Origin of the sequence: Micromonospora sp. WMMD1155 (assembly GCF_029581275.1) — a bacterium.
GTDB lineage: Bacteria > Actinomycetota > Actinomycetes > Mycobacteriales > Micromonosporaceae > Micromonospora.
The window spans coordinates 326,877-348,503 of the sequence record NZ_CP120742.1 but is presented as its reverse complement, the minus strand read 5'-3'; the positions used below and the strand labels follow the sequence as shown (position 1 = coordinate 348,503).

At 71.4% G+C, this 21,627-nt stretch carries 20 protein-coding genes; 14 read left to right on the top strand and 6 right to left on the bottom strand.

What is annotated here, in order from left to right; translation table 11 throughout:
- Positions 1-61: 61 nt before the first annotated feature.
- Both O7617_RS01285 and O7617_RS01280 read right to left on the bottom strand, forming a co-directional pair.
- Positions 62-1,981, bottom strand: a complete 1,920-nt coding sequence (locus tag O7617_RS01285) for a helix-turn-helix domain-containing protein (protein ID WP_282260924.1) — start codon at positions 1,979-1,981, stop codon at positions 62-64.
- A gap of 14 nt (positions 1,982-1,995) precedes the next feature.
- Positions 1,996-2,778, bottom strand: a complete 783-nt coding sequence (locus O7617_RS01280; RefSeq protein WP_282260922.1) for a 3-hydroxybutyrate dehydrogenase — start codon at positions 2,776-2,778, stop codon at positions 1,996-1,998.
- Between the two features lie 704 nt (positions 2,779-3,482).
- Between O7617_RS01280 and ruvC the strand changes: the two genes are divergently transcribed.
- The 8 genes from ruvC to O7617_RS01240 all read left to right on the top strand — a co-directional run bounded on the left by ruvC (position 3,483) and on the right by O7617_RS01240 (position 12,895).
- Positions 3,483-4,010 carry a crossover junction endodeoxyribonuclease RuvC gene (gene ruvC, locus O7617_RS01275; protein ID WP_282260921.1) on the top strand — a complete coding sequence of 176 codons (528 nt, stop codon included), beginning with the start codon at positions 3,483-3,485 and terminating at the stop codon, positions 4,008-4,010.
- Positions 4,007-4,609 carry a Holliday junction branch migration protein RuvA gene (gene ruvA / locus O7617_RS01270; RefSeq protein ID WP_282260919.1) on the top strand — a complete coding sequence of 201 codons (603 nt, stop codon included), beginning with the start codon at positions 4,007-4,009 and terminating at the stop codon, positions 4,607-4,609. The genes ruvC and ruvA overlap by 4 nt, the downstream gene beginning before the upstream one ends.
- On the top strand, positions 4,606-5,673 hold the full coding sequence (gene ruvB, locus O7617_RS01265) for a Holliday junction branch migration DNA helicase RuvB (RefSeq protein WP_282260918.1): 1,068 nt from the start codon (positions 4,606-4,608) through the stop codon (positions 5,671-5,673). The genes ruvA and ruvB overlap by 4 nt, the downstream gene beginning before the upstream one ends.
- A 122-nt stretch (positions 5,674-5,795) precedes the next feature.
- A complete protein-coding gene (gene yajC, locus O7617_RS01260; RefSeq protein ID WP_282260916.1) occupies positions 5,796-6,152 on the top strand; it encodes a preprotein translocase subunit YajC in 357 nt (118 codons plus the stop codon).
- Between the two features lie 256 nt (positions 6,153-6,408).
- Positions 6,409-8,319: a protein translocase subunit SecD gene (gene secD / locus O7617_RS01255; protein ID WP_282260915.1), complete on the top strand. Its 1,911-nt coding sequence runs from the start codon at positions 6,409-6,411 to the stop codon at positions 8,317-8,319.
- 1 nt (position 8,320) lies between these two features.
- Positions 8,321-9,514: a protein translocase subunit SecF gene (gene secF / locus O7617_RS01250; RefSeq protein WP_282260914.1), complete on the top strand. Its 1,194-nt coding sequence runs from the start codon at positions 8,321-8,323 to the stop codon at positions 9,512-9,514.
- 92 nt (positions 9,515-9,606) lie between these two features.
- On the top strand, positions 9,607-10,173 hold the full coding sequence (locus O7617_RS01245) for an adenine phosphoribosyltransferase (protein WP_282260913.1): 567 nt from the start codon (positions 9,607-9,609) through the stop codon (positions 10,171-10,173).
- A 199-nt stretch (positions 10,174-10,372) separates the two neighbouring features.
- Positions 10,373-12,895 (top strand): bifunctional (p)ppGpp synthetase/guanosine-3',5'-bis(diphosphate) 3'-pyrophosphohydrolase, encoded by a 2,523-nt coding sequence (locus O7617_RS01240; protein WP_282260912.1) that lies wholly within the window; start codon positions 10,373-10,375, stop codon positions 12,893-12,895.
- A 62-nt stretch (positions 12,896-12,957) separates the two neighbouring features.
- Here O7617_RS01240 and O7617_RS01235 read toward each other — a convergent pair whose 3' ends face one another.
- Together O7617_RS01235 and O7617_RS01230 are read right to left on the bottom strand one after the other, a co-directional pair.
- Entirely contained in the window at positions 12,958-13,797 is an 840-nt protein-coding gene (locus O7617_RS01235) for a peptidylprolyl isomerase (RefSeq protein ID WP_282260911.1), read from the bottom strand.
- A gap of 59 nt (positions 13,798-13,856) precedes the next feature.
- Positions 13,857-14,735 (bottom strand): peptidylprolyl isomerase, encoded by an 879-nt coding sequence (locus O7617_RS01230; RefSeq protein WP_282260910.1) that lies wholly within the window; start codon positions 14,733-14,735, stop codon positions 13,857-13,859.
- Between the two features lie 270 nt (positions 14,736-15,005).
- Here O7617_RS01230 and O7617_RS01225 point away from each other — a divergent pair, with 270 nt between their 5' ends.
- The 3 genes from O7617_RS01225 to O7617_RS01215 all read left to right on the top strand — a co-directional run bounded on the left by O7617_RS01225 (position 15,006) and on the right by O7617_RS01215 (position 18,138).
- Entirely contained in the window at positions 15,006-15,725 is a 720-nt protein-coding gene (locus O7617_RS01225) for an MBL fold metallo-hydrolase (protein ID WP_282260908.1), read from the top strand.
- 71 nt (positions 15,726-15,796) lie between these two features.
- On the top strand, positions 15,797-17,125 hold the full coding sequence (gene hisS, locus O7617_RS01220) for a histidine--tRNA ligase (protein WP_282260907.1): 1,329 nt from the start codon (positions 15,797-15,799) through the stop codon (positions 17,123-17,125).
- A gap of 71 nt (positions 17,126-17,196) precedes the next feature.
- Positions 17,197-18,138, top strand: coding sequence for an acyl-ACP desaturase (locus O7617_RS01215; protein WP_282260906.1), 942 nt, complete (start codon positions 17,197-17,199; stop codon positions 18,136-18,138).
- 176 nt (positions 18,139-18,314) lie between these two features.
- On the opposite strand, the gene O7617_RS01210 is transcribed toward O7617_RS01215, so the two are convergent.
- Positions 18,315-18,821 (bottom strand): PaaI family thioesterase, encoded by a 507-nt coding sequence (locus tag O7617_RS01210; protein ID WP_282260905.1) that lies wholly within the window; start codon positions 18,819-18,821, stop codon positions 18,315-18,317.
- Positions 18,822-18,876: 55 nt separating this feature from the next.
- Between O7617_RS01210 and O7617_RS01205 the strand changes: the two genes are divergently transcribed.
- From O7617_RS01205 to O7617_RS01195, 3 genes are all read left to right on the top strand, one after another.
- Entirely contained in the window at positions 18,877-19,353 is a 477-nt protein-coding gene (locus O7617_RS01205) for a helix-turn-helix domain-containing protein (protein WP_282260904.1), read from the top strand.
- Positions 19,354-19,393: 40 nt separating this feature from the next.
- Entirely contained in the window at positions 19,394-19,531 is a 138-nt protein-coding gene (locus tag O7617_RS01200; protein ID WP_282260903.1) for a hypothetical protein, read from the top strand.
- Between the two features lie 103 nt (positions 19,532-19,634).
- A complete protein-coding gene (locus tag O7617_RS01195; RefSeq protein ID WP_282260902.1) occupies positions 19,635-20,681 on the top strand; it encodes a S1 family peptidase in 1,047 nt (348 codons plus the stop codon).
- 147 nt (positions 20,682-20,828) lie between these two features.
- Here the strand turns inward: O7617_RS01195 and O7617_RS01190 are convergent, their stop codons facing one another.
- Positions 20,829-21,548 carry a DUF998 domain-containing protein gene (locus tag O7617_RS01190; protein WP_282260901.1) on the bottom strand — a complete coding sequence of 240 codons (720 nt, stop codon included), beginning with the start codon at positions 21,546-21,548 and terminating at the stop codon, positions 20,829-20,831.
- Between the last annotated feature and the right edge of the window lie 79 nt (positions 21,549-21,627).

Here is a 21,627-nt window from a genome sequence, read left to right as displayed (position 1 = left end):
CGTTCCCGTCGGGCCCGGCGCGGCCTTTTCCGTCGGGTCGGGGTGCGGCCTGGCGGGGCGGTCAGCCGGCCGGGTCGCGTAGCCGGTGCAGGCGCAGCGCGAGCTGCACCTCCAACGCCCGATCGGGCCGCTGCCAGTCGGCGCCGAGCAGCTGCCCCACCCGCTCCAACCGCTGGGTCACCGTGTTGACGTGCACGTGCAGCTGCTCGGCGGCCCGGGCCAGGCTGCCACCCACCCCGAAGTACGCGTCCAGCGTCTTCACCAGAGCCGTGCCCCGCCGGGCGTCGTAGTCGACCACCGGCCCGACGGTGGCGCTCAGGAACTGGGTCACGTCCTTCTCGCCCCGATCACCCACCGTCCCGAGCAGCAACCCGACGAAACCCAGCTCCACAGTGCTCGCACCCTGGCCGGCGCGGCCCAGAGCGCCCAGCGCCGTCAGGCACCGGTCCGCCTCGTGGAACGTGGCGGCCAGCGCCCCCGGACCGTTCGACGGGCCACTCGCCCCGGCGGTCACCGGACGGCCGGTCACCCGGGACAGGTCCCGGGCCACCGCGCGAGCGCTGCCACCGGCGTCCTGCCCGGGCAGCATCAGCACCACCCGGCCGTCGCGCGCCGCCGCCAACCCACCCCGCGCCGACGCGTACGTGGTGGCCCAGGACAGCACCCGCTGCCGAGCCGAACCGGTCGCGGCGATCGCGTCCTCGCCCACCGCCACCAGCACGTGCGGCGCGTCCAGGTCCACCCCGAGTCGGCGTGCCCGACTGCGCAACGCGTCGGTGTCCCGCAGCGGGCGGGCGATCAGGTCGTCCAGCAGCTCGCCACGCACCCGCCCCTCCGCCTCCGCGACCGTCCGGCGGAACAACAGCAGCAGCGCGGTCACCAACGCGGCGCGCTCCAGGATCCGCTGGTCGGCGTCGACCAGCTCGTCGTCCGGGCGCAGCACCAACGCACCCAGGTTCTCCGCGCCGGCGACCACCGCCGCGTACCAGAGTGGGCTGCGGCGCACGCTGCGACCCTCGGTGCGCGACGCCGCCACCGCCTCCACGATGTCCGCCCGGTCCGGCTCGTCGATCTCGCCCACCCGAGCCAGCAGGCGGCCCTCGGCGTCCAGCGCCAGCAGTGCGCCGCCCAGGACCTCGGTCACCGCGGCCGCCACGTCCTCCACACCACCGCCGCGCAGCACCAACGCCGTCATCCGGTCGTGTGCCGCCGCGGCCCGCTCCACCGAGCTGCTGTGCGCCCGGATGGTGGTGTTCGCCGCCGACAACTCGGCCAACGCCGAGCGGGTCTCGGTCAACAGCCGGGCGGTGTCGATCGCCACCGCGGCGTGCGCGGCGAGGGAGACCAGCAGCGCCACCTCCTCCCGGACGAACGGTCGAGCCGAACGATTCGCCGCGTAGAGCACACCGATCGAGGTGGAACCGAGCCGCAGCGGCACCCCGAGGATCGCCACGAGGCCCTCCTCCCCGACCCCGGCGTCGATCTCGCCGGTGTGGTGGAAGCGCGCGTCCTCGCCGTAGTTCGCGGTGACGTACGGAGCGCCGGACTGGGCCACCAGGCCACCGAGGCCGGCACCCATCGGCAACCGAAGCCGCTGGAAGCGGGCCGACACCGACCCGTCGGTCACCCGCATGTAGGTGTCGCCGCGTTCGTCGTCGTTCAACGTCATGTAGGCCACGTCCGCGCCGAGCAGGTTGCGGGCCCGGTGCACGATCGCCCGCAGCACGTCGTCGAGGTCGCGTAGACCGGCCAGGTCACTGACCGTGTCGTACAGGCCGGACAGCTCGCTCTCCCGGCGGCGTCGACGCTCCAACAACGCGCGTACCCGCAACGCCACCGACTTGGCCTGCTCCAGCTCGGCCAGCCGGTCGGGCGGCAACCCGGCGGCGCGCGCGGCCACCAGCGGCCCCTCGAACTCGACCGCGGCGGCCTCCCGCGCGAGCAGCTCCAGGAACTCCACCGGCGATGACATGGTCGACATTGTGCTCGGGCCCACTAGTTGGCCGTCCAGCCCCCGTCGAGGGCGATCGACGCGCCGGTGATGAACGCCGCGGGCGGCGAGCAGAGGTACGCCAGCAGCTCGGCCACCTCCTCCGGCTCGATCAGCCGCTTGATCGCGGCCCGGGCCAGCATGATCTTCTCGATCACCTCGGTCTCGTCGATGCCGTGGCTGACCGCCTGGTCGGCGATCTGGCTCTCCACGAGGGCGGTGCGCACGTACGCCGGGTTGATGCAGTTGGCCGTCACCCCGTGTGCGGCGCCCTCCAACGCGACCACCTTCGACAGCCCTTCCAGGGCGTGCTTGGCCGAGACGTAGGCCGCCTTGTACGGCGAGGCACGCAACCCGTGCACCGAGGAGATGTTGACGACGCGACCCCACCCCCGGGCGTACATGTGTGGCAGAGCCCGGCGGATCAGCAGGAACGGCGCCTCCACCATCACCCGCTGGATGTACTCGAAGCGTTCGACCGGAAAGTCCTGAAGCGGTGCGACGTGCTGAAGCCCGGCGTTGTTCACGACGATGTCCACGTCCACGTCGAGGCGATCCACCGCCGCCGCGTCGGACAGGTCCACACCCTCGGCCCGGCCGCCCGCCTCGGCTGCCACCGCCTTGGCCGCCTCCAGGTTGCGGTCCACCACGAGCACCTTCGCGCCGGCCGCACCCAACCGCAGCGCGCACGCCCGCCCGATGCCACTGCCACCCCCGGTGACCAGGGCGGTGCGACCAGCGAGGTCAACCTGCACGACGTGGGGGACCACCACGGGTTCTGCCGTCATGGCGCATGAAGTTACGAGCTGTGTCCTCCCCGGCACATGGGCCGGAGACACATACTCCAGGCCGAAGCTGTGTGGCTCGCCCGCCCTCGCCGTCCACAGCCGGCCGTACTCCCGCTCGCCCCGCCCTCGTCACCCGCCCCTCGTGCTGCCTGTCTCGCGTGCTGCCCGTCTCGCGCTGTCCGTCTCGCGCGCTGTCCGTCTCGCGCGCTGTCCGTCGCGCGCGCTGCCCGTCGCGCGTGCTGCCTGTCGCGCCGCAGGATCGGGCAACATCCAGGATGTAGTGGTATCCCGGCGCTCCGTTGCCACTACATCCTGGTTCGAGCGTGACCCTGACCGCCGACGGCGTTCTGACCCCGCTCCCGATCGGCCGCGGGTGGTCTTCGTCGTCAAGATCCGCGCAATAACGGGGATGTTGCTGCCTCTCGCGTGTCTGAGGCAGCAACATCACCGATGTTGTGAGGATCTTGGCGCGGGGCGCGGGGCGCGGGGCGCGGGGCGCGGGGCGCGGGGCGCGGGGCGCGGGGCGCGGGGCGCGGGGCGCGGGGCGCGGGGCGCGGGGCGCGGGGCGCGGGGCGCGGGGCGCGGGGCGCGGGGCGCGGGGCGCGGGGCGCGGGGCGCGGAGGGCGTGTCCCGTGGGGCTGGCGTGAACGACGACGGTTAGGGTGTCGAACACACGTACTGCTGACGGCTGGGGAGGGGGCGGCATGCGCGTGCTTGGTGTCGACCCGGGGTTGACCCGGTGCGGTGTGGGCGTGGTCGAGGGTGTGCCGGGGAGGCCCTGCATTCTGATCGCGTACTACGTGGTCTACACCGACCCGGCCGACGAGCTGCCGCTGCGCCTGCTGCACCTGGACCGGTCGTTGACCAAGCTGGTCGCCGAGCACCAGCCGGAGAGTGTCGCCGTCGAGCGGGTGTTCAGCCAGCACAACGTGCGTACGGTGATGGGCACCGCGCAGGCCAGCGGCATCGCCGTGTTGGCCGGGGCGCGCGCCGGGTTGCCCGTGCAGACGTACACGCCGAGTGAGGTGAAGGCGGCCGTGACCGGGTCCGGTCAGGCCGACAAGGCGCAGATGACCGCGATGGTGACCCGGTTGCTGCGGCTGGACGAGCCGCCGAAGCCGGCCGATGCGGCCGACGCGCTGGCCCTGGCGATCTGCCATGTCTGGCGCGGTGGGACCCGCTCGAAGTTGGCGGCGGCGGCCGACCGGGCACGACGAGGAGGAGCACGATGATCGCCAGCGTGCGCGGCACGGTGACCGCGACGGGTCCGGACCAGGCCGTGATCGAGGTCGGCGGTGTCGGTCTGGCCGTGCACTGCGCCCCCGGGACGATCGCGGACCTGCGGGTCGGCCAGGTCGCCCGGCTCGCCACGAGCCTCGTCGTGCGGGAGGACTCGCTCACCCTCTACGGTTTCGCCGACGACGACGCCAAGTCGCTGTTCGAGCTGCTCCAGACCGCGAGCGGGGTGGGTCCGCGCCTGGCCCAGGCGGTGCTGGCGGTGCACACCCCGGACGCGGTACGCAAGGCGATCGCCAACGCCGACACGGCGGCGCTGACCCGGGTGCCCGGCATCGGTAAGAAGGGCGCCGAGCGTCTGGTGTTGGAGCTGCGCGACCGGATCGGGCCGGTGCCGATCGGTGTCGACGGTGCGGGCGGCGTGACCGGTGGGGCCTGGCCGGAGCAGGTCCGGCAGGCGCTCGTCGGGCTGGGCTGGACGGCCGGTCAGGCCGACCAGGCGGTGGCCGCCGTGGCGGAGACCGTCGACGGTCCGACGCCGCCGGTGCCGGTCCTGCTCAAGCAGGCCATCCGCCTGCTCGGTCGTACCCGGTGAGTGAGACCGACGGGCTCGTCTCGGCGTACGTCAGCGACGCCGACCGGGACGCGGAGGCCACGGTCCGGCCGAGGCGGCTGGCCGAGTTCATCGCCCAGGATCGGGTACGCGACCAGCTCGACCTGTTGTTGCAGGGCGCGATGCGGCGTGGTTCACCGCCGGACCACATCCTGCTGTCCGGCCCTCCGGGGCTGGGCAAGACGAGTCTGGCCAACATCGTCGCGGCCGAGTTGGGTGCGGGCATCCGGGTGACCAGCGGCCCGGCGATCGAGCGGTCCGGTGATCTGGCGGCGATCCTGACCAGCCTCGCCGAGGGCGACGTGCTGTTCATCGACGAGATCCACCGCATCGCGCGGCCGGCCGAGGAGTTGCTGTACAGCGCGATGGAGGACTTCCGGGTCGACGTGGTGGTCGGCAAGGGTCCGGGGGCGACGGCGATCCCGCTGGACGTCGAGCCGTTCACCCTGGTCGGTGCGACGACCCGCTCGGGTCTGTTGACGGGGCCGATGCGGGACCGGTTCGGTTTCGTCGCCCACCTCGACTTCTACTCTCCGGTGGAGCTGGAGACGTTGCTGCACCGCTCGGCGCGGATCCTCGGCGTGCCGATCACCGCCGAGGGCGCCGCGGAGGTCGCCGGGCGGTCCCGGGGCACGCCCCGGATCGCCAACCGGTTGCTGCGCCGGGTCCGGGACTACGCGGAGGTACGGGCCGACGGGGTGGTCAATCTGGAGACCGCCCGTGCCGCGTTGACCGTGTACGACGTGGACGCGCTCGGTCTGGACCGGTTGGACCGGGCGGTGTTGACCGCGTTGGTCGACTCGTTCCGGGGAGGTCCGGTGGGTCTGTCCACCCTCGCGGTGGCGGTGGGGGAGCAGCCGGACACGGTCGAGGAGGTCTGCGAGCCGTTCCTGGTCCGGGCTGGTCTGTTGGCCCGTACGCCCCGGGGGCGGGTGGCCACGGAAGCGGCTTGGCGGCATCTGGGGCGAAATCCGCCGAATGGTACATTTGGCGCAGACCGTCCGGCCGTGCCCGATCTGTTCTCCTTGGATACCGAACAGCCGTGATGTGAACGTGATCTGTGCCGCATTCGGTGTTCTCAGGTGCAGGGTTTAGACTTCGCCGCGGTCTGTACAGGACGTGAGAATCCGCCTCCGCTCCGGCACCCCCGGTGCCGGGAAGGCGGCCAATGGGAAGGTCAGTAACCGTGCATTACGCAGCATCGGGCGGCGGGGCCGGCGGTTTCACGCCGATCCTGATGATCGCCCTGCTCTTCGGCGTCATGTATTTCATGATGATCCGGCCCCAGCAGAAGCGCCGCCGTGAGGCGGAGGCGATGCAGTCCAACCTCGGCCCCGGCGACGAGGTCGTGACGATCGGCGGGCTCTACGGCACGGTCACCGGCATCGAGGACGACACCGTCCTGATCGAGGTCGCACCGGGCGTGCAGACCCGCTACGCACGCCCGGCCATCGCCCGGGTGGTCACCCGCGCGGAGCTGCCGAGCGAGCCGGTGACCGAGGACGCGGACACCGCCAAGGACTGACCGCCCCCTCCCGGGGTGGTGGTTCGGCGTACGGCCGGGTCGCCGCGCCCGACGGGGCAGCGGACGAGACGTGAAAACTGGATAGTTGGGTCGACGCCGGGCGTCGGCACGTTCCCGTGACAGTCGGCGAAGCACGCCGCCCGGTCCTCGTGTCGGCCTCACGTCGGCTCAAGGCAGACCCGTCGGGCGGGATCACCGGCCCGACACCGCCGTCGCTGCGCAGAGCGGCGCGACCGTACAGGGAGACAGGACAGCCGTGGCACCACCTCAGGGACAGATGCGCCCCGGGCGGCAGCTCGCCGTGCTCGGGTTCATCTTCGTGGTCCTCTATCTTTTGGTGTTCTTCGCCGGCGCCAACGGCAGCTTCAAGGACCGGCTTGAGCCAAAGCTCGGCCTGGACCTGATCGGCGGCACCCGGATGACGCTGGAGGCGACCAACTCCGTCGACGGCAGGCCGCCGACGGCGGAGAACCTCGAGGAGGCCCGGCAGATCATCGAGAGCCGGGTCAACGGGCTCGGCGTCGCCGAGGCCGAGGTGGTCACCGAGGGCAACCGGAACATCGTCATCTCCCTGCCCGGTGAGAACCGGAACCTCGACGAGGTGGGCAGCGCGGCCGAGCTGCGCTTCCGGAAGGTGCTGAAGGCGGCGGACGGCAGCGGGACGGTCGCCGCGCCGCCGGCGGCCACCCCGACCCCGTCGGGCAGCGCCGTCCCGACCCCGTCCGGCGGCGCGACCCCGACCCCGTCGGGCAGCGGCGCGCCGAAGGCGACCTCGTCGCCCAGCGGCGGTCAGGGCGGCATGGCCCCCGCGTCGCCCAGCGCCACGCCGACGCCTTCCGCGTCCGCCTCGCCGAGCGCCGCCTCGCCGACGCCGAGTGCCAGCGCCGAGCCGGTGCCGGCCAGCATCGAGGAGCAGCGCAAGGCCGTCGAGCAGAAGGTCGGCGCCGCCGCCTGGCAGGCCGCCAACGGGCTGCAGGCCCCGGCCGACCTGACCGCCGACCCGTCGCTCGGCGACAAGCTCAAGCCGTTCGGCACGCTGTCGCCGCAGGAGGTGGCGGTGCTGCCGGCGCAGATGCAGTTCAACGTGCCGACGATCGGCTGTGCGCAGCTCGACAAGCGCCCGCCGGCGTCGATCTCCGAGCCGAAGCAGCAGGTCGTCGCCTGTGAGGGTGGTGCGTCGAAGTACCTGCTGGACCAGGCCAAGGTGCTCGGCACCGACGTGGACGACGCCGACGCGGTGCTCGACCAGACCAACTCCTGGGTCGTCAGCCTGGACTTCTCCGGCGAGGGCCAGAGCAAGTGGACCGCACTGACCCGTGAGTCGTTCAACAACGAGGGCCAGGCCTGCGACGCGACCGCGCTGGGTCAGGACGGCAAGTGCCGGGTGGCCGTCGTGCTGGACAACGAGATCGTCTCCTCGCCGGAGATCCAGGGTGTGCTGACCGGCAACTCGCAGATCACCGGCAACTTCAACCAGAAGGACGCCAGCGCGCTCGCCGGCCAGCTCCGCTACGGCGCGCTGCCGGTGACCTTCGAGCAGCAGGAGGCGCAGAACGTCACCGCGACGCTCGGCGCGAGCCACCTGCGTGCCGGTCTGCTCGCCGCCGGCATCGGCATGCTGCTGGTCATCATCTACTCGTTCTTCTACTACCGGCTGCTCGGCTCGGTGATCTTCCTGAGCCTCATCCTCTCCGCGCTGCTGGTCTTCGGCGCGCTGGTGGTGCTCGGTCGGCAGATCGGCTTCACGCTCACCCTCGCCGGCATCGCTGGCATGATCGTGTCACTGGGTGTGGCGGCGGACTCGTTCGTCATCTACTTCGAACGATTGAAGGACGAGATCCGGGAGGGGCGCAGCCCGCGTAGCGCGGTGCCCCGGGCCTGGATCCGGGCCCGCCGGACGATCATCTCGGCCAACGCGATCACCCTGCTCTCCGCGGTGGTGCTCTACGTGGTCTCGGTCGGCACGGTCAAGGGCTTCGCCTTCGCGCTCGGTCTGGCCACGGTGCTGGACCTGGTCGTGGTCTTCCTCTTCCGTCACCCGATCATGACGATGTTCGCCCGGACCCGGGCGTTCCTGTCCCCGCGGGTCAGCGGTCTGGGCCGGGCGCTCCCGGCTCGCAACCAGCCGACTCAGCAGCCCCGCAACCCGCGCGCCAAGGAGGCCTGAGATGGCTCGAAACGGTCTGGCGAGCCGCCTCTACAACGGCGAGGCCGGTCTCAACATCGTCGGCCGACGCAAGCTCTGGTTCGGCGTCGCCGGAGTCCTGGTCCTGATCGCGATCCTCAGCTTCTCGATTCGTGGCTTCAGCCTGGGCATCGAGTTCGCCGGCGGTAACTCGTTCCAGGTGCCGGCGAGCGTCGGCACCCTGGACGACGCCGAGCGCGAGGTCGACTCGGCGCTCGCCGCGGAGAACACCGGCATCGAGGTGGTCACCGCGCAGAAGGTCGGCGGCCCCGGTGGCGACTCCTACGAGCTGCGTACCGGGCAGCTCAGTGCCGAGCAGGCCACTGCGGTCAAGGCCCAGATCGCCGAGGACCTCGGCATCAACGCCGACCAGATCAGCAGTAACCAGGTCAGCGAGGCGTGGGGCAGCCAGGTCACCGAGCGCGCCGTGCTCGGTCTGGTCATCTTCATCGCGCTGGTGATGGTCTACCTGATCCTGCGCTTCGAGTGGCGGATGGCCGTCGCCGCGGTCTCCTCGCTGATCATGAACCTGATCCTGACCGCCGGTATCTACTCGCTGGTCGGCTTCGAGGTCACCCCGTCGACGATCATCGGGTTCCTCACCATCCTGGGCTTCGCGCTCTACGACGTGGTGGTGGTCTTCGACAAGGTCCAGGAGAACACCCGGGGCATCACCGCGAACAACAACCAGACGTACGGCGAGGCGGCCAACCTGGCCATCAACCAGAGCCTGATGCGGTCGTTGAACACCTCGGTGGTGGCCCTGCTGCCGGTCGGTGGTCTGCTCTTCATCGGTGCCGGCCTGCTCGGTGCCGGCACGCTGAAGGACCTCGGTCTGGTGCTGTTCGTCGGTATGGCGGTGGCGTTCCTGACCTCCATCCTGGTGGCCACGCCGCTGCTGGCGCTGCTGAAGAACTACGACCCGCGGATCCAGGCGCACAACAAGCGCGTCCTGACCCGGCGGGGCGCGATCGCCCGGGGCGAGGTCGCCGGCAAGGGTCCGACGAGCCCGGCCCAGGCCGACGCCACCGACGAGCCGCTCGACCCGGATGCCGCGGCGCTGGCCGGCGCCGCCCCGAAGGTGGGCGCACGGCCGGCGGGCAAGCGGCCGACCGGTGCCCGAGGCGGTCGCCCGGGTGGCGGCGGCAACCGGCCGGGTGGCGCCAAGCGGCGCTGACCCGAGGCTAAACACCCGAACGGGACCACCCGAACGGCGTCCGGCATGCTGTTGCCGGACGCCGTTCGTCGTCGAAGGGAAACGAGACAGCCGTGACGGAGACCCACAGCACCGAGGCGCGCGGGGACAGCGGCCCGGAGACCGCCCGACTGGTCGCCAGTCGGGTCCTGGACGTGCCCGACTTCCCGAAGCCCGGCGTCCTGTTCAAGGACCTGATGCCGCTGTTCGCCGACGGGAAGGTCTTCCGTGAGGTGGTCGACGGGATCGTCGCGTACCACGGGCGGGACGCCTTCGACGTGGTGGTCGGCATCGAGGCGCGCGGCTTCGTCGTCGCGGCGGCCGTCGCGTACGCCGCCGGGGTGGGCGTGGTGCCGGTGCGGAAGGCGGGCAAGCTGCCCCGCCCGGCGCACTCGGTCTCCTACGCCCTGGAGTACGGCGAGGCCACCCTGGAGGTGCACGAGGACGCCTTCACGGCCGGGCACCGGGTGCTGGTGGTGGACGACGTGCTGGCGACCGGGGGCACCGCCGAGGCGACGCTGGATCTGGTCGAGCGGGCCGGCGGGACCGTCACCGGCTTCACCGTGCTGCTGGAACTCGGCTTCCTGGGTGGGCGGGACCGGCTGGCTCAGCGTCCCGTTCACGCCCTGTTGACCGTTTAGACCCCCTCGACGGGTCGGCGGCCGTTTGGTGGCGGATCGGTCGAGGTGAAGCCGGTGCCGACCGTCCGGCGGAGCGGCAGGGGGCCGTCCGTGCGGGTAGCATTGCCCTTTGCCGAAGCCGGCGGCACACGTCGGGCGAGGCGAGACCAGGCCGACCGATGTTCGGTCGGTGTGTTTCCGGCGAGCGGTGAGGAGGCCGGTGTCCCACGATGTCGTCCCTCCGGCGGAGGGCACGGTGCACCCGACAGGCGACGCTGACGGCTCGGTGACCGACCGGACAGGCGACGTGCCGGCCCGGGTGACGGGCACCGGCAACGGCTCCAGCAGGGCGGCGAGCGAGAGCGCGGCCTCCCCGGTCAGTGCCCCGCCGAGTGCCGAGGCGTCGCCCGGCGCCGACGGGGTGGTGGTGCCGTTCCCGACCGACGCGGGCATCGACCCGTCGCCGAGCGGTGGTTTCGCGCTGTCCAACGCGCCCACCGGCCGGCGGGTCCGGGCCCGGTTGGCGCGGTTCAACGCGCCCTGGCAGACCTCACAGGTCAGCGAGGTGCTGGAGCCGCTGATCGCGAGCCACCGGGACAACCACCCCAAGGCCGACGCCCGGCTGCTCCAGCGCGCCTTCGACACGGCCGCGCGGTGGCACTCCGGGCAGTACCGCAAGTCCGGCGACCCGTACATCACCCACCCGCTGGCCGTGGCGACGATCCTCGGCAACCTGGGGATGGACACCACCACGCTGGTCGCCGCGCTGCTGCACGACACCATCGAGGACACCGAATACACGCTCGACCAGATGCGGGCCGACTTCGGCGGCGAGGTCGCCCTGCTGGTCGACGGCGTCACGAAGCTCGACAAGGTCAAGCTGGGTGACGCGGCCAAGGCCGAGACGATCCGCAAGATGGTCGTGGCGATGGCCAAGGACCCGCGGGTGCTGGTGATCAAGCTGGCCGACCGGCTGCACAACATGCGCACCCTGACCTTCCTGCCCCGCCCCAAACAGGAGCAGAAGGCCAAGGAGACGCTGGAGATCCTGGCGCCGTTGGCGCACCGGCTCGGTATGAACACGATCAAGTGGGAGCTGGAGGATCTCTCCTTCGGCACGTTGTTCCCGAAGCGCTACGAGGAGATCAACCGGCTGATCGGGGAGCACCAGCCGCAGCGCGAGGCGCTGCTGCGGCAGGTGACGCAGAAGGTGCAGACCGACCTGAAGGCCGCCAAGATCAAGGCGGAGACCACCGGGCGGCCGAAACACCTCTACTCGATCTACCAGAAGATGATCGTGCGGGGTCGGGACTTCAACGACATCTACGACCTGGTGGGTGTGCGGATCCTGGTCGACACGGTTCGGGACTGCTACGCGGCGCTGGGTGTGATCCACGCCAACTGGCAGCCGGTGCCGGGGCGGTTCAAGGACTACATCGCCATGCCCAAGTTCAACATGTACCAGTCGTTGCACACGACTGTCATCGGGCCCACCGGCAAGCCGGTGGAGATGCAGATCCGCACGTACGCGATGCACCGCACCGCGGAGTTCGGCATCGCCGCGCACTGGAAGTACAAGGAGCACAAGGGCACCCAGATCGTCGGCCCGCCGGCGCACATCGACGAGATGACCTGGCTGCGGCAGTTGCTCGACTGGCAGCGTGAGGCGGCCGACCCCAGCGAGTTCCTGGATGCGCTGCGCTTCGACCTGTCTAGCCAGGAGGTGTACGTCTTCACCCCGAAGGGTGACGTCATCCCGCTGCCGACCGGGTCGACGCCGGTCGACTTCGCGTACGCGGTGCACACCGAGGTCGGGCACAAGTGCATCGGGGCACGGGTCAACGGCAAGTTGGTGCCGTTGGAGTCGACGCTCTCCAACGGCGACGTGATCGAGATCTTCACGTCGAAGTCCGAGACCGCCGGCCCGACGCAGGACTGGCTCGGCTTCGTCAAGAGCCCGCGCGCCCGCACGAAGATCCGGCAGTACTTCAACAAGGAGCGGCGCGAGGAGGCGATCGAGGCCGGCAAGGACGCGATCGTCAAGGCGATGCGCAAGCAGGGCATGCCCCTGCAGCGGATGCTGACCTCCGACGCGCTCATGTCGATCGCCCGGGACCTGCACCTGGCCGACGTGGCGTCGCTCTACGCGGCGGTCGGCGACAGTCAGGTGTCCGCGCAGTCGGTGGTGCAGAAGCTGATGGCCGCGTACGGCGGCGAGGAGGGCGCGGCGGAGGACATCGCCGAGACCGCCGTCGCCACCCGGCCACCGCGCAGCCGGCAGAGCAGCAGCGACCCCGGTGTCGTGGTCCGGGGCGTCAGCGACGTCTGGATCAAGCTGGCCCGCTGCTGCACCCCGGTCCCACCGGACTCGGTGTTCGGCTTCGTCACCCGCTCCGGCGGGGTGAGCGTGCACCGCGACGACTGCGCCAACGCCGAGGACCTGCGGGCACAGAGCGAGCGGGTGGTCGAGGTGAGTTGGAAGCTCACCTCCGCCTCGACGTTCCTGGTCGCCATCCAGGTCGAGGCACTGGACCGGCACAAGCTGCTGGCCGACGTCACCCGGGTGCTCTCCGACGAGCGGGTCAACATCCTCTCCGCCACCGTCACCACCACCCGCGACCGGGTGGCGGTGAGCCGGTTCAGCTTCGAGATGGCCGACCCGAAGCACCTGGGCCACCTGCTGGCCACGGTCCGCAAGGTCGACGGCGTCTTCGACGCCTACCGGGTCACCTCCGGCGCCTGAGCCGCACACGGAAAAGCGCCCGCCGGCTCAGCCGGCGGGCGCTTCCTCGCGTGCGCGGGGTGTCAGCCCTGCGGGTTGCTCATGGTGAGGTCCTTGATGACGACCTCCTTCTTCGGGTGGCCACCACCGGCCTGCTGGGCGAACGCCCCGTCGTCACCGGCCTTGGCCACGTCCTTGACGATGTCCAGACCGCCGGTGATGGTGCCGAGCACCGTGTACGCCGGGTCCAGCGGAGAGTCGCCGTACACGATGAAGAACTGGCTGCCGGTGCTGCCCGGCTGGCCGGAGTTGGCCATCGCGATGACACCCTCCGGGTACGGCGGGCGCTTGTCGGTGGGCAGGTTCTCCTCGGCCATGCGGTAGCTCGGGCCGCCCTGGCCGTCGGTGTCCCGCCAGCCGTTGCCGGTGGCGCTCGGGTCACCGCACTGCAGCACCTTGATGCCCTCGGTCACCAGACGGTGGCACTTGGTGTTGTCGAAGAAGTTCTTCTCCGCGAGGTAGGTGAAGCTGCCGGCGGTGCACGGCACCAGCGAACGGTCGACCTTGGCGGTGATCGGGCCGAGGTTGGTGTCGATCGTCATGGTCTGCACGCCGGTGCCGGACTGCTCGTTGCTCGGCAGCCCGACGTCCTTGATCTGCGGGGGCCGCTGATCGGTGGGCAGCGCGTTGAACGCGCACTCGGACGCCCCCGGCGCTGCGGTGGTGGTGTCGGGCTTGTCGTCGTCGCCGCCCAGGCTCACCGCCAGCCAGACGGTGCCGGCGACCACGAGCACCAGCGCGACACCCGCGCTGACGATCGCCTGCGTCTGCCGGCGCTTGCGGGCCTTGGCCGAGCGCTCGGCCATCTCCTTCTCGAGCCGGGCGCGTGCCGCCGCGCGCTGCCGCTCTCTGGTGGACGTCACGCCTGGATCCTCCTGGCTGTCTGCTGCTGAGTGCCGACTGGGTGGGTGGTGGCGACCGGTCAGCCGGCGCTCGGGCTGCTGACCGGAGCGCCGGTGGCCGACGGCGCCGCACCGGTGACCGGCTCACCGACGGTGAGGCTCTGGATCGTCACGTCGGTGCTGGGCTTGACCTTGGCTCCGGTCCCATTGTCCACGGTCGGGAGGGCGCCGATCTTCTCCACCACGTCCAGCCCGCCGGTCACCCGGCCGATCACCGGGAACTTCGGGTCGGTGGTGGTGAAGTCCTTGAAGAAGAGCAGGAACTGGCTGCCGTTGCTGCCCGGCGGGTTGGAGATCATCGCCACGGTGCCCTTCGGGTACGTCGGCGGCTGGCCGGGGGCCGGGCTGGCCGACGGGGACGCCGACGGCACGGTCGGCAGTTCCTCGTCGTAGAACGAGTAGGTCGGCCCGCCGAGGCCGGTGCCGCTGGGGTCGCCGCAGCGCAGCGCGCCGTCCGCGGTGATCTCGTGGCACTTGGTGTTGTCGTAGAACGACCGGCTCGCCAGGTGGGCGATGCTCGCCGCCGCGCACGGGGAGTTGGTCAGGTTCAGCTCGGCGGTGATCGGCGCGCCCTGGTTGGTCGTCACCGTCATCGTGCGGGTGCCGTCGGTGGGCAGGTCCTTGGTCGCCGGCGTGCCGACGTCCTTGAGGTTGGTGTTCGCGGTCGCGTCCTGCGGCGTCCAGATGCAGGTCTCCGCCGCGGCCGTGTTCTGCTTCGGGTCGGAGTCGAACGCCCCGAGCGCCCAGGCCGAGCCGGCCACGACCAACACGAGGATCAGAGCGGCCCCGACCCCGGCCTGGATCTGCCGGCGGCGCCGCGTGGCGGCGGCCCGGCGAGCCATCTGCCGGTCGAGCTTGGCCCGCGCCAGTTTGCGCTGCCGGTCCCTGCTGGAAGCCACCCGTGCTCCCCTTTCCTTCACCTGGTCGTCGCCGGCGGCCGGGCGTCCCGGCCCGTCCGGGCGTCACGTGTGTCGCGCCACACGCCCGCCAGAGTGTACGGCTAGCGACTGGGAATGTGGTGTACGAGGTTCCACCCCATCGCGAGCAGCGCTTATCGGGAGTTGTCACTGTGCCGTACGGGGTGCCTGAGACGGACGCGGCAAAGTCGCTCGGCATGCCCGTTAGGCTGCTGGCAGGACGACTACTGCTCGACGGAGAGGACAGCGCCCGTGCTCGTGGCCGGCTTTCCCGCGGACGCCTTCGGCACCAACTGCTACGTGGTCGCCACCGCGCCGGGGGAGCAGTGCGTGGTGGTCGACCCCGGCATCGGGGTGCTCGACCAGCTCGACGCGCTGCTCGCCGAGCACCGCCTGCATCCGGCCGCCGTGCTGCTCACCCACGGCCACCTCGACCACACCTTCTCGGTCGCGCCGGTGTGTGGCGCGCGGGGCATCACCGCCTACGTGCATCCCGGTGACCGGGAGATGCTGGCCGACCCGTCCAAGGGGCTTTCCACCGACCTGACGTCGCTGTTCGGGGGCCGGCTGAGCTACACCGAGCCGGAGGACGTGGCGGAGCTGACCGACGGCGCCACCCTCACCCTCGCCGGTCTGGAGATCGCCGTCGATCATGCCCCGGGCCATACCGGCGGGTCGGTGTTGTTCCGGCTCCCGGGCGCCGGGTCGAGCTGGGAGGCCGACGAGTTGTGCCTCTCCGGCGACGTCCTCTTCGCCGGGTCGATCGGCCGCACCGACCTGCCGGGCGGGAGCATGCCGGCCATGCTCAGCAGCCTGCGCGACAAGATCCTTCCGCTGGCCGACGACACCGTCGTGCTGCCCGGCCACGGGCCCGCCACCACCATCGGCCGCGAGCGGGTCAGCAACCCGTACCTCGTCGAGGTGGCCCAGGTCGGCGGCGGCCGACCGGCGGCCCCCACCCGGGGCCTCTAGATCTCCTCCGCGCCGCGCGCGGACCCACGACATCACCGCGCCACCGGCGCGGAAGCGCAAGGAGTACGCCGATGAGCAAGCCCACGCCCATCTCCGGCTTCCCGGAGTGGACCCCCGGTCAGCGGATGATCGAGCAGTTCGTGCTCGACCGGATCCGGGCCACCTTCGAGCTGTACGGCTTCGCGCCGCTGGAGACCCGCGCGGTGGAGCCGCTGGACCAGCTGCTGCGCAAGGGTGAGACCTCCAAGGAGGTCTACGTGATCCGGCGGCTGCACGCCGACGCGGAGAGCGCGGGCGGCGACGACCAGCTCGGCCTGCACTTCGACCTGACCGTGCCGTTCGCCCGCTACGTGCTGGAGAACGCCGGCAAGCTGGCCTTCCCGTTCCGCCGCTACCAGATCCAGAAGGTGTGGCGGGGTGAGCGACCGCAGGAGGGCCGCTACCGGGAGTTCGTCCAGGCCGACATCGACATCGTCGACCGGGACATCCTGGCCCCGCACCACGAGGCGGAGATGCCCCTGGTCATCGGGGACGCGTTGCGGTCCCTGCCGATCCCACCGGTGACCATCCAGGTCAACAACCGCAAGATCTGCGAGGGCTTCTACCGGGGCATCGGGCTGACCGACCCGGAGGCGGCGCTGCGCGCTGTCGACAAGCTCGACAAGATCGGCCCGGCGAAGGTGGCCGACCTGCTCGCCCAGACCGCCGGGGCGAGCGAGGCACAGGCCAAGGCGTGCCTGGCGCTGGCCGAGATCTCCGCGCCGGACGCCTCGTTCGCGGACGCCGTACGCGCGCTCGGGGTGAGCGACCCGCTGCTCGACGAGGGCATCGACGAGCTGGTCCGGGTGGTGGAGACCGCCGCCGAGCACTCGCCCGGCCTCTGCGTGGCGGACCTGCGCATCGCCCGTGGCCTGGATTACTACACGGGCACCGTCTACGAGACCCAGCTGCGCGGCTACGAGCGGTTCGGCTCGATCTGCTCCGGCGGCCGGTACGACAACCTGGCCAGCGCGGGCGCGGTCTCGTACCCCGGGGTGGGCATCTCGATCGGGGTGACCCGGCTGCTCGGGCTGCTCTTCGGCGCGGGGGCCCTGTCGGTCTCCCGGGAGGTGCCGACCGCCGTCCTCGTGGCGGTGACCAGCGAGGAGCGGCGGACGGCCAGCAACCGGGTGGCGGAGGCGCTGCGCCGCAGCGGCGTGCCGACCGAGGTGTCGCCGAGCGCGGCGAAGTTCGGCAAGCAGATCCGTTACGCCGAGCGGCGGGGGATTCCGTACGTCTGGTTCCCGGGCGTCGACGGGGCGCCGGACGAGGTGAAGGACATCCGCTCCGGTGAGCAGGTCACCGCCGTCGACCAGGAGTGGATGCCACCGGCGGAGGACCTGAAGCCGGCGGTCGGTTGAGGGCTCCCACTGGCGCTAACGGCCGCGGGGACCTACGGTAGCGTAAGTTACGCCACCGTAGGGAGCTTCTCGTGACCGTCAGCACCACACTGAGTCAGACCGCACTGCTCGTCGAGTTGGAGCCGGTGGTTGCCCGCAACCTGGACCGGCACCTCAAGCTGGCCAAGGAGTGGTTCCCGCACGAGTACGTGCCGTGGAGCGAGGGGCGCACCTTCGACGGTCCGCTCGGCGGTGAGGCGTGGTCGCCGACCGACTCCACGATCCCGGACGTGGCTCGTACCGCGCTGATCGTGAACCTGCTGACCGAGGACAACCTGCCCTCGTACCACCACGAGATCGCCACCCTGTTCGGCCGCGACGGCGCGTGGGGCACCTGGGTGCACCGGTGGACCGCCGAGGAGGGCCGGCACGGGGTCGCGATCCGGGACTACCTGACCGTCACCCGCGCCGTCGACCCGGTGGCGTTGGAGCGGGCCCGGATGACGCACATGTCGGAGGGCTACACCAACGCCCACGGCGACGAGGTGCTGCACTCGCTGGCGTACGTCTCGTTCCAGGAGTTGGCCACCCGGATCTCGCACCGCAACACCGGAAAGGCCACTGGCGACCCGGCCTGCGAGGCGTTGTTGGCCCGGGTGGCCGCCGACGAGAACCTGCACATGGTCTTCTACCGCAACCTGCTGGCCGCCGCGTTCGAGCTGGCCCCGAGCCAGGCCATGCGGGCCGTCGCCGATGTGGTGGCCGACTTCCAGATGCCGGGCAACGGCATCGAGGGCTTCGCCCGCAAGTCCGTGGCGATCGCCCTGGCCGGCATCTACGACCTGCGCCAGCACCGCGACGAGGTGTTGCAGCCGGTGCTGCGTCAGTGGGACGTCTTCAACGTGACCGGCCTCGACGCCGACGGCGCAGCCGCCCAGGAGCAGTTGGCCACCCACCTGCAGGACCTCGACCGCGCCGCGAGCCGCTTCGAGGAGAAGCGCGACGCCCGAGCCGCCCGCCTAGCCCTCCGCTAACCCCCCGACCCCCGGCCCACACCCCCGGACCCCCGCCCCACACCTCCGCCCTCGTTGATCATGATGTTGGCGGGTCGTTGGATCTCCGAACCGCCCGTCAACCTCATGATCACCCGAGTTGGGTGGGGAGTGAGGGTGGGGGAGTGAGGGTGGGGAAGTGAGGGTGGGGTTCGGGGTCAGGGTTGGGGGAGGAGGAGGCAGGTGCTGGTGGCGTGGGCGATCAGGCGGGCGTTCGCGTCGGTGATGCGGGCCTCGGCCAGGGCGGTGCGGCGGCCCCGTTGCAGCACCGTGCCCTCGCACCGCAGGGTGCCACTGTCGACGGTGACCGGGCGGAGGAACTTCACGTTGAGGTCCAGCGACGTGTAGCCGACGCCGGCCGGCAGCGTCGTATGCACGGCGCATCCGGCGGCGGTGTCCAGCAGGGTCGAGAGCACGCCACCGTGGACGGTGCCGAGCGGGTTGTAGTGGAACTCCTGCGGGGTCAGCTCGACGCTGACCCGCCCCTCGTCGGCCTGCATGCGGGTCATGTCGAGGAGGTGCATCACCGGTGGCGCGGCCAGTTCGCCGGCGATCATCGCCCGCAGCATGTCGATGCCGCTGCGTCGACCGACCTGGGCGGCGTTGGCTGCCGGGTCGGCCCAGCTGAAGGTACGACTGCGCCCCGGTTCCTGCGTCTGCGTCATGGACGCAGCCTGACACCCGCTTGCTGAGTCTGTCAACGAGACCTAGCCTGGTCGGATGCGACCCGCGGCACTGGACTGGTCGGTGGAGAACTGCACCATCGCCCGCTCGATGGAGATCCTCGGTGAGCGGTGGACCCTGGTGGTGCTCCGCGAGGTGTTCACCGGCGTACGCCGTTTCGACGACATGCGGGTGCGCACCGGCATTCCGCGTCAGGTGCTGACCAACCGGCTGGCCACGCTGGTGGAGCAGGGCGTGCTCAGTCGTGAGCCGTACCGGGAGCCCGGCAGTCGGCTGCGCCACGAGTACCGGCTGACGGAGAAGGGGCTGGACCTCTGGCCGGTGCTGGTCGCCGTGCTCGGATGGGGTGACCGGTACCTCGCCGACCCGGAGGGGCCGCCGCTCACCGTCGCGCACCGTGACTGCGGCGCGCCGGTACGCGTCGAGTTGCGGTGCGCCGACGGGCACGTCGTGGAGCGGACGCGCGACGTCGTGCCCCGCCCCGGCCCCGGGGCCCGTCGCCGTATGTCCTGAGGTGATCCGCCGGCGCTGTCCGCGCATCCGGCAGGCATCGATGACCGTGCTCGCGAAATTCGACATCGGTGTGACGGTGGTTGTTCACCAGCGTGTCGGTGGTGTTGCGCCGAGGCGGGCGATCAAGATCGGCAGATTCGGGCGAATCCAAGCCTTGTCAATGATCTTAAGTATGTGAATACTTCTGTTCACCTGGCCGGTTTTCGCAGATCGGCCGGGTTGTCCTCGGGTCAGCCGTCCCCCACGGCGAGACCCGCTCCCCCGCCCAGGAGGTTTGTTACATGCGACCCACGAGGTCCTCGTTCCGCGTCGCGGCCACAGTCGCCGTGTCCGGATCCCTGGTCGTCGGCGCGCTCATCGGCGCGCCCGCCCAGGCCGCCCCGGCAGCCTCGCCGGATGCCGCCGCCGCGCTCTCCGCGGAACTCGGCGACCGCTCGGCCGGCTCGTACATCGACGCCAGCGGCAAGTCCGTCGTCACGGTGACCGACGCCGCCGCCGCCAGCAAGGCGAGCAAGGCCGGCGCCGTCGTCCGCTACGTCACCCGCGGCGCCGCCGAGCTCAACCGGGCCACCGCCGAGCTGGAGCGCTCGGCCAAGATCCCGGGCACCGCCTGGTGGAGCGACCCGGTCACCAACCAGGTCGTCGTCTCGGTGGACAGCACCGTCACCGGGGCGAAGCTGGAGCGGGTCAAGGCCGCCGCGGCGCGGGCCAACGGCGCGGTCCGGATCGAGGCCGAGGCCGGTGTGCTGAGCACCCGGATCTCCGGTGGCCAGGCCATCTACGCCGGTGGCGGCGGGCGCTGCTCGCTCGGCTTCAACGTGCGCAGCGGCAGCACCTACTACTTCCTCACCGCCGGGCACTGCACCAACATCTCGGCCAGCTGGTACTCGAACTCCGCCCAGACCGCGCTGCTCGGCTCCCGCGCCGGCACCAGCTTCCCGGGCAACGACTACGGCATCGTGCGGCACAACAACTCGGCCAACGCCGCCGGCAACGTCTACCTCTACAACGGCAGCTACCGGGACATCACCGGCGCCGGCAACGCGTCCGTCGGTCTGTCGGTGCAGCGCTCCGGCAGCACCACCGGCCTGCGCAGCGGCTCGGTCACCGCGACCAACGCCACGGTGAACTACGCCGAGGGCTCGGTCTCCGGCCTGATCCGCACCAACGTCTGCGCCGAGCCGGGCGACAGTGGCGGCTCGCTGTTCAGCGGCAGCACCGCTCTGGGCCTGACCTCCGGTGGTAGTGGCAACTGCCGCACCGGTGGCACGACCTTCTTCCAGCCGGTCACCGAGGCGCTCAGCCGCTACGGCGTCAGCGTCTTCTGATCGATTCACCGACCGCGGGCCGCCGGAGGATTCCGGCGGCCCGCGCCGCGTGTGGGGCCGGGTCGGGCACGGCGGCCGCGCCGTCCGTGCGGCCCGACTGGGGCGAGCCGTTCGGGGACGGCGGACGCGCCACGTGGGTGGCCCGGCTCAGGCGAGCCGGTCCGGACCGTCCGCCGGTCGCAGGGGATCCGGGGGTACGACTCCGGCGACCGGTGGAACCGTGCCGACAGGTGTCGCGCCACCGGCGGCCCAGGCGAGGTGCGCCCGCCGGGCGGAGAGGACCGCCAAGAGCGGCCACAGGGAGACCGCCACCGCCGTCACCCGTTCCGCCAGTCCGGTACGGGATCCACTGGTCACCTCGAACGCGAACCAACCGAAGAGCGCGAGCAGCACCACCGTCGCGCTCAGCCCGACGGCCCGGCGAAACGCCCACGGCGGTTCGGGTCGGCTCGGGTGCGCGGTGTCGTGCCCGCGCGGCAGCCACAGTGCCGACCCGGCCGGCCAGAGCGCCAGCGCCAGGACCGCCACCGTCGCGACGATGCCGTGGCTCAGCGAACCGCCCACCGTGGGCCGGGGGAACGCGACGAGCGCGATGGTCGCCACCCCACCGACGGCGAGCAGGAAACGACTGGGTAACCCGGCCGCGTGCAGCACGGCGGCGACGGCCAGATAACAGCAGCCGAGCAGCACCAGGCAGGTGATCATGATCCAGGCGTCGGCGGCGTCGTGCCCGGCCAACTCGCTGATGGTGTCCCGCACCGGGTCGTAACCGGCGGGTTGCCGCGCCTGGGCGATCGTCCATCCGGACACCAGCAACAGGGGTGCGGCGGCCGCCGTGGCGACGGCCCAGTTCGGTACGGCGCGCATTTCGCCACGTTAACCGGCGGGGCTGTCGGCTGGGCCGGGTTCGCCGGTCCGCCCACCTGCGAATCGCGCCGGCCTGCCG

What these genes read in the sequence shown, in the direction of transcription:
- O7617_RS01190 (WP_282260901.1), bottom strand. Translation starts at nt 21,548, where the DNA reads ATGCGCGCCGTACCGAACTGGGCCGTCGCCACGGCGGCCGCCGCACCC.
- O7617_RS01210 (WP_282260905.1), bottom strand. Translation starts at nt 18,821, where the DNA reads ATGACGCAGACGCAGGAACCGGGGCGCAGTCGTACCTTCAGCTGGGCC.
- ruvA (WP_282260919.1), top strand. Translation starts at nt 4,007, where the DNA reads ATGATCGCCAGCGTGCGCGGCACGGTGACCGCGACGGGTCCGGACCAG.
- O7617_RS01200 (WP_282260903.1), top strand. Translation starts at nt 19,394, where the DNA reads ATGACCGTGCTCGCGAAATTCGACATCGGTGTGACGGTGGTTGTTCAC.
- hisS (WP_282260907.1), top strand. Translation starts at nt 15,797, where the DNA reads ATGAGCAAGCCCACGCCCATCTCCGGCTTCCCGGAGTGGACCCCCGGT.
- O7617_RS01280 (WP_282260922.1), bottom strand. Translation starts at nt 2,778, where the DNA reads ATGACGGCAGAACCCGTGGTGGTCCCCCACGTCGTGCAGGTTGACCTC.
- yajC (WP_282260916.1), top strand. Translation starts at nt 5,796, where the DNA reads ATGGGAAGGTCAGTAACCGTGCATTACGCAGCATCGGGCGGCGGGGCC.
- O7617_RS01285 (WP_282260924.1), bottom strand. Translation starts at nt 1,981, where the DNA reads ATGTCGACCATGTCATCGCCGGTGGAGTTCCTGGAGCTGCTCGCGCGG.
- O7617_RS01205 (WP_282260904.1), top strand. Translation starts at nt 18,877, where the DNA reads ATGCGACCCGCGGCACTGGACTGGTCGGTGGAGAACTGCACCATCGCC.
- secF (WP_282260914.1), top strand. Translation starts at nt 8,321, where the DNA reads ATGGCTCGAAACGGTCTGGCGAGCCGCCTCTACAACGGCGAGGCCGGT.
- ruvC (WP_282260921.1), top strand. Translation starts at nt 3,483, where the DNA reads ATGCGCGTGCTTGGTGTCGACCCGGGGTTGACCCGGTGCGGTGTGGGC.
- O7617_RS01195 (WP_282260902.1), top strand. Translation starts at nt 19,635, where the DNA reads ATGCGACCCACGAGGTCCTCGTTCCGCGTCGCGGCCACAGTCGCCGTG.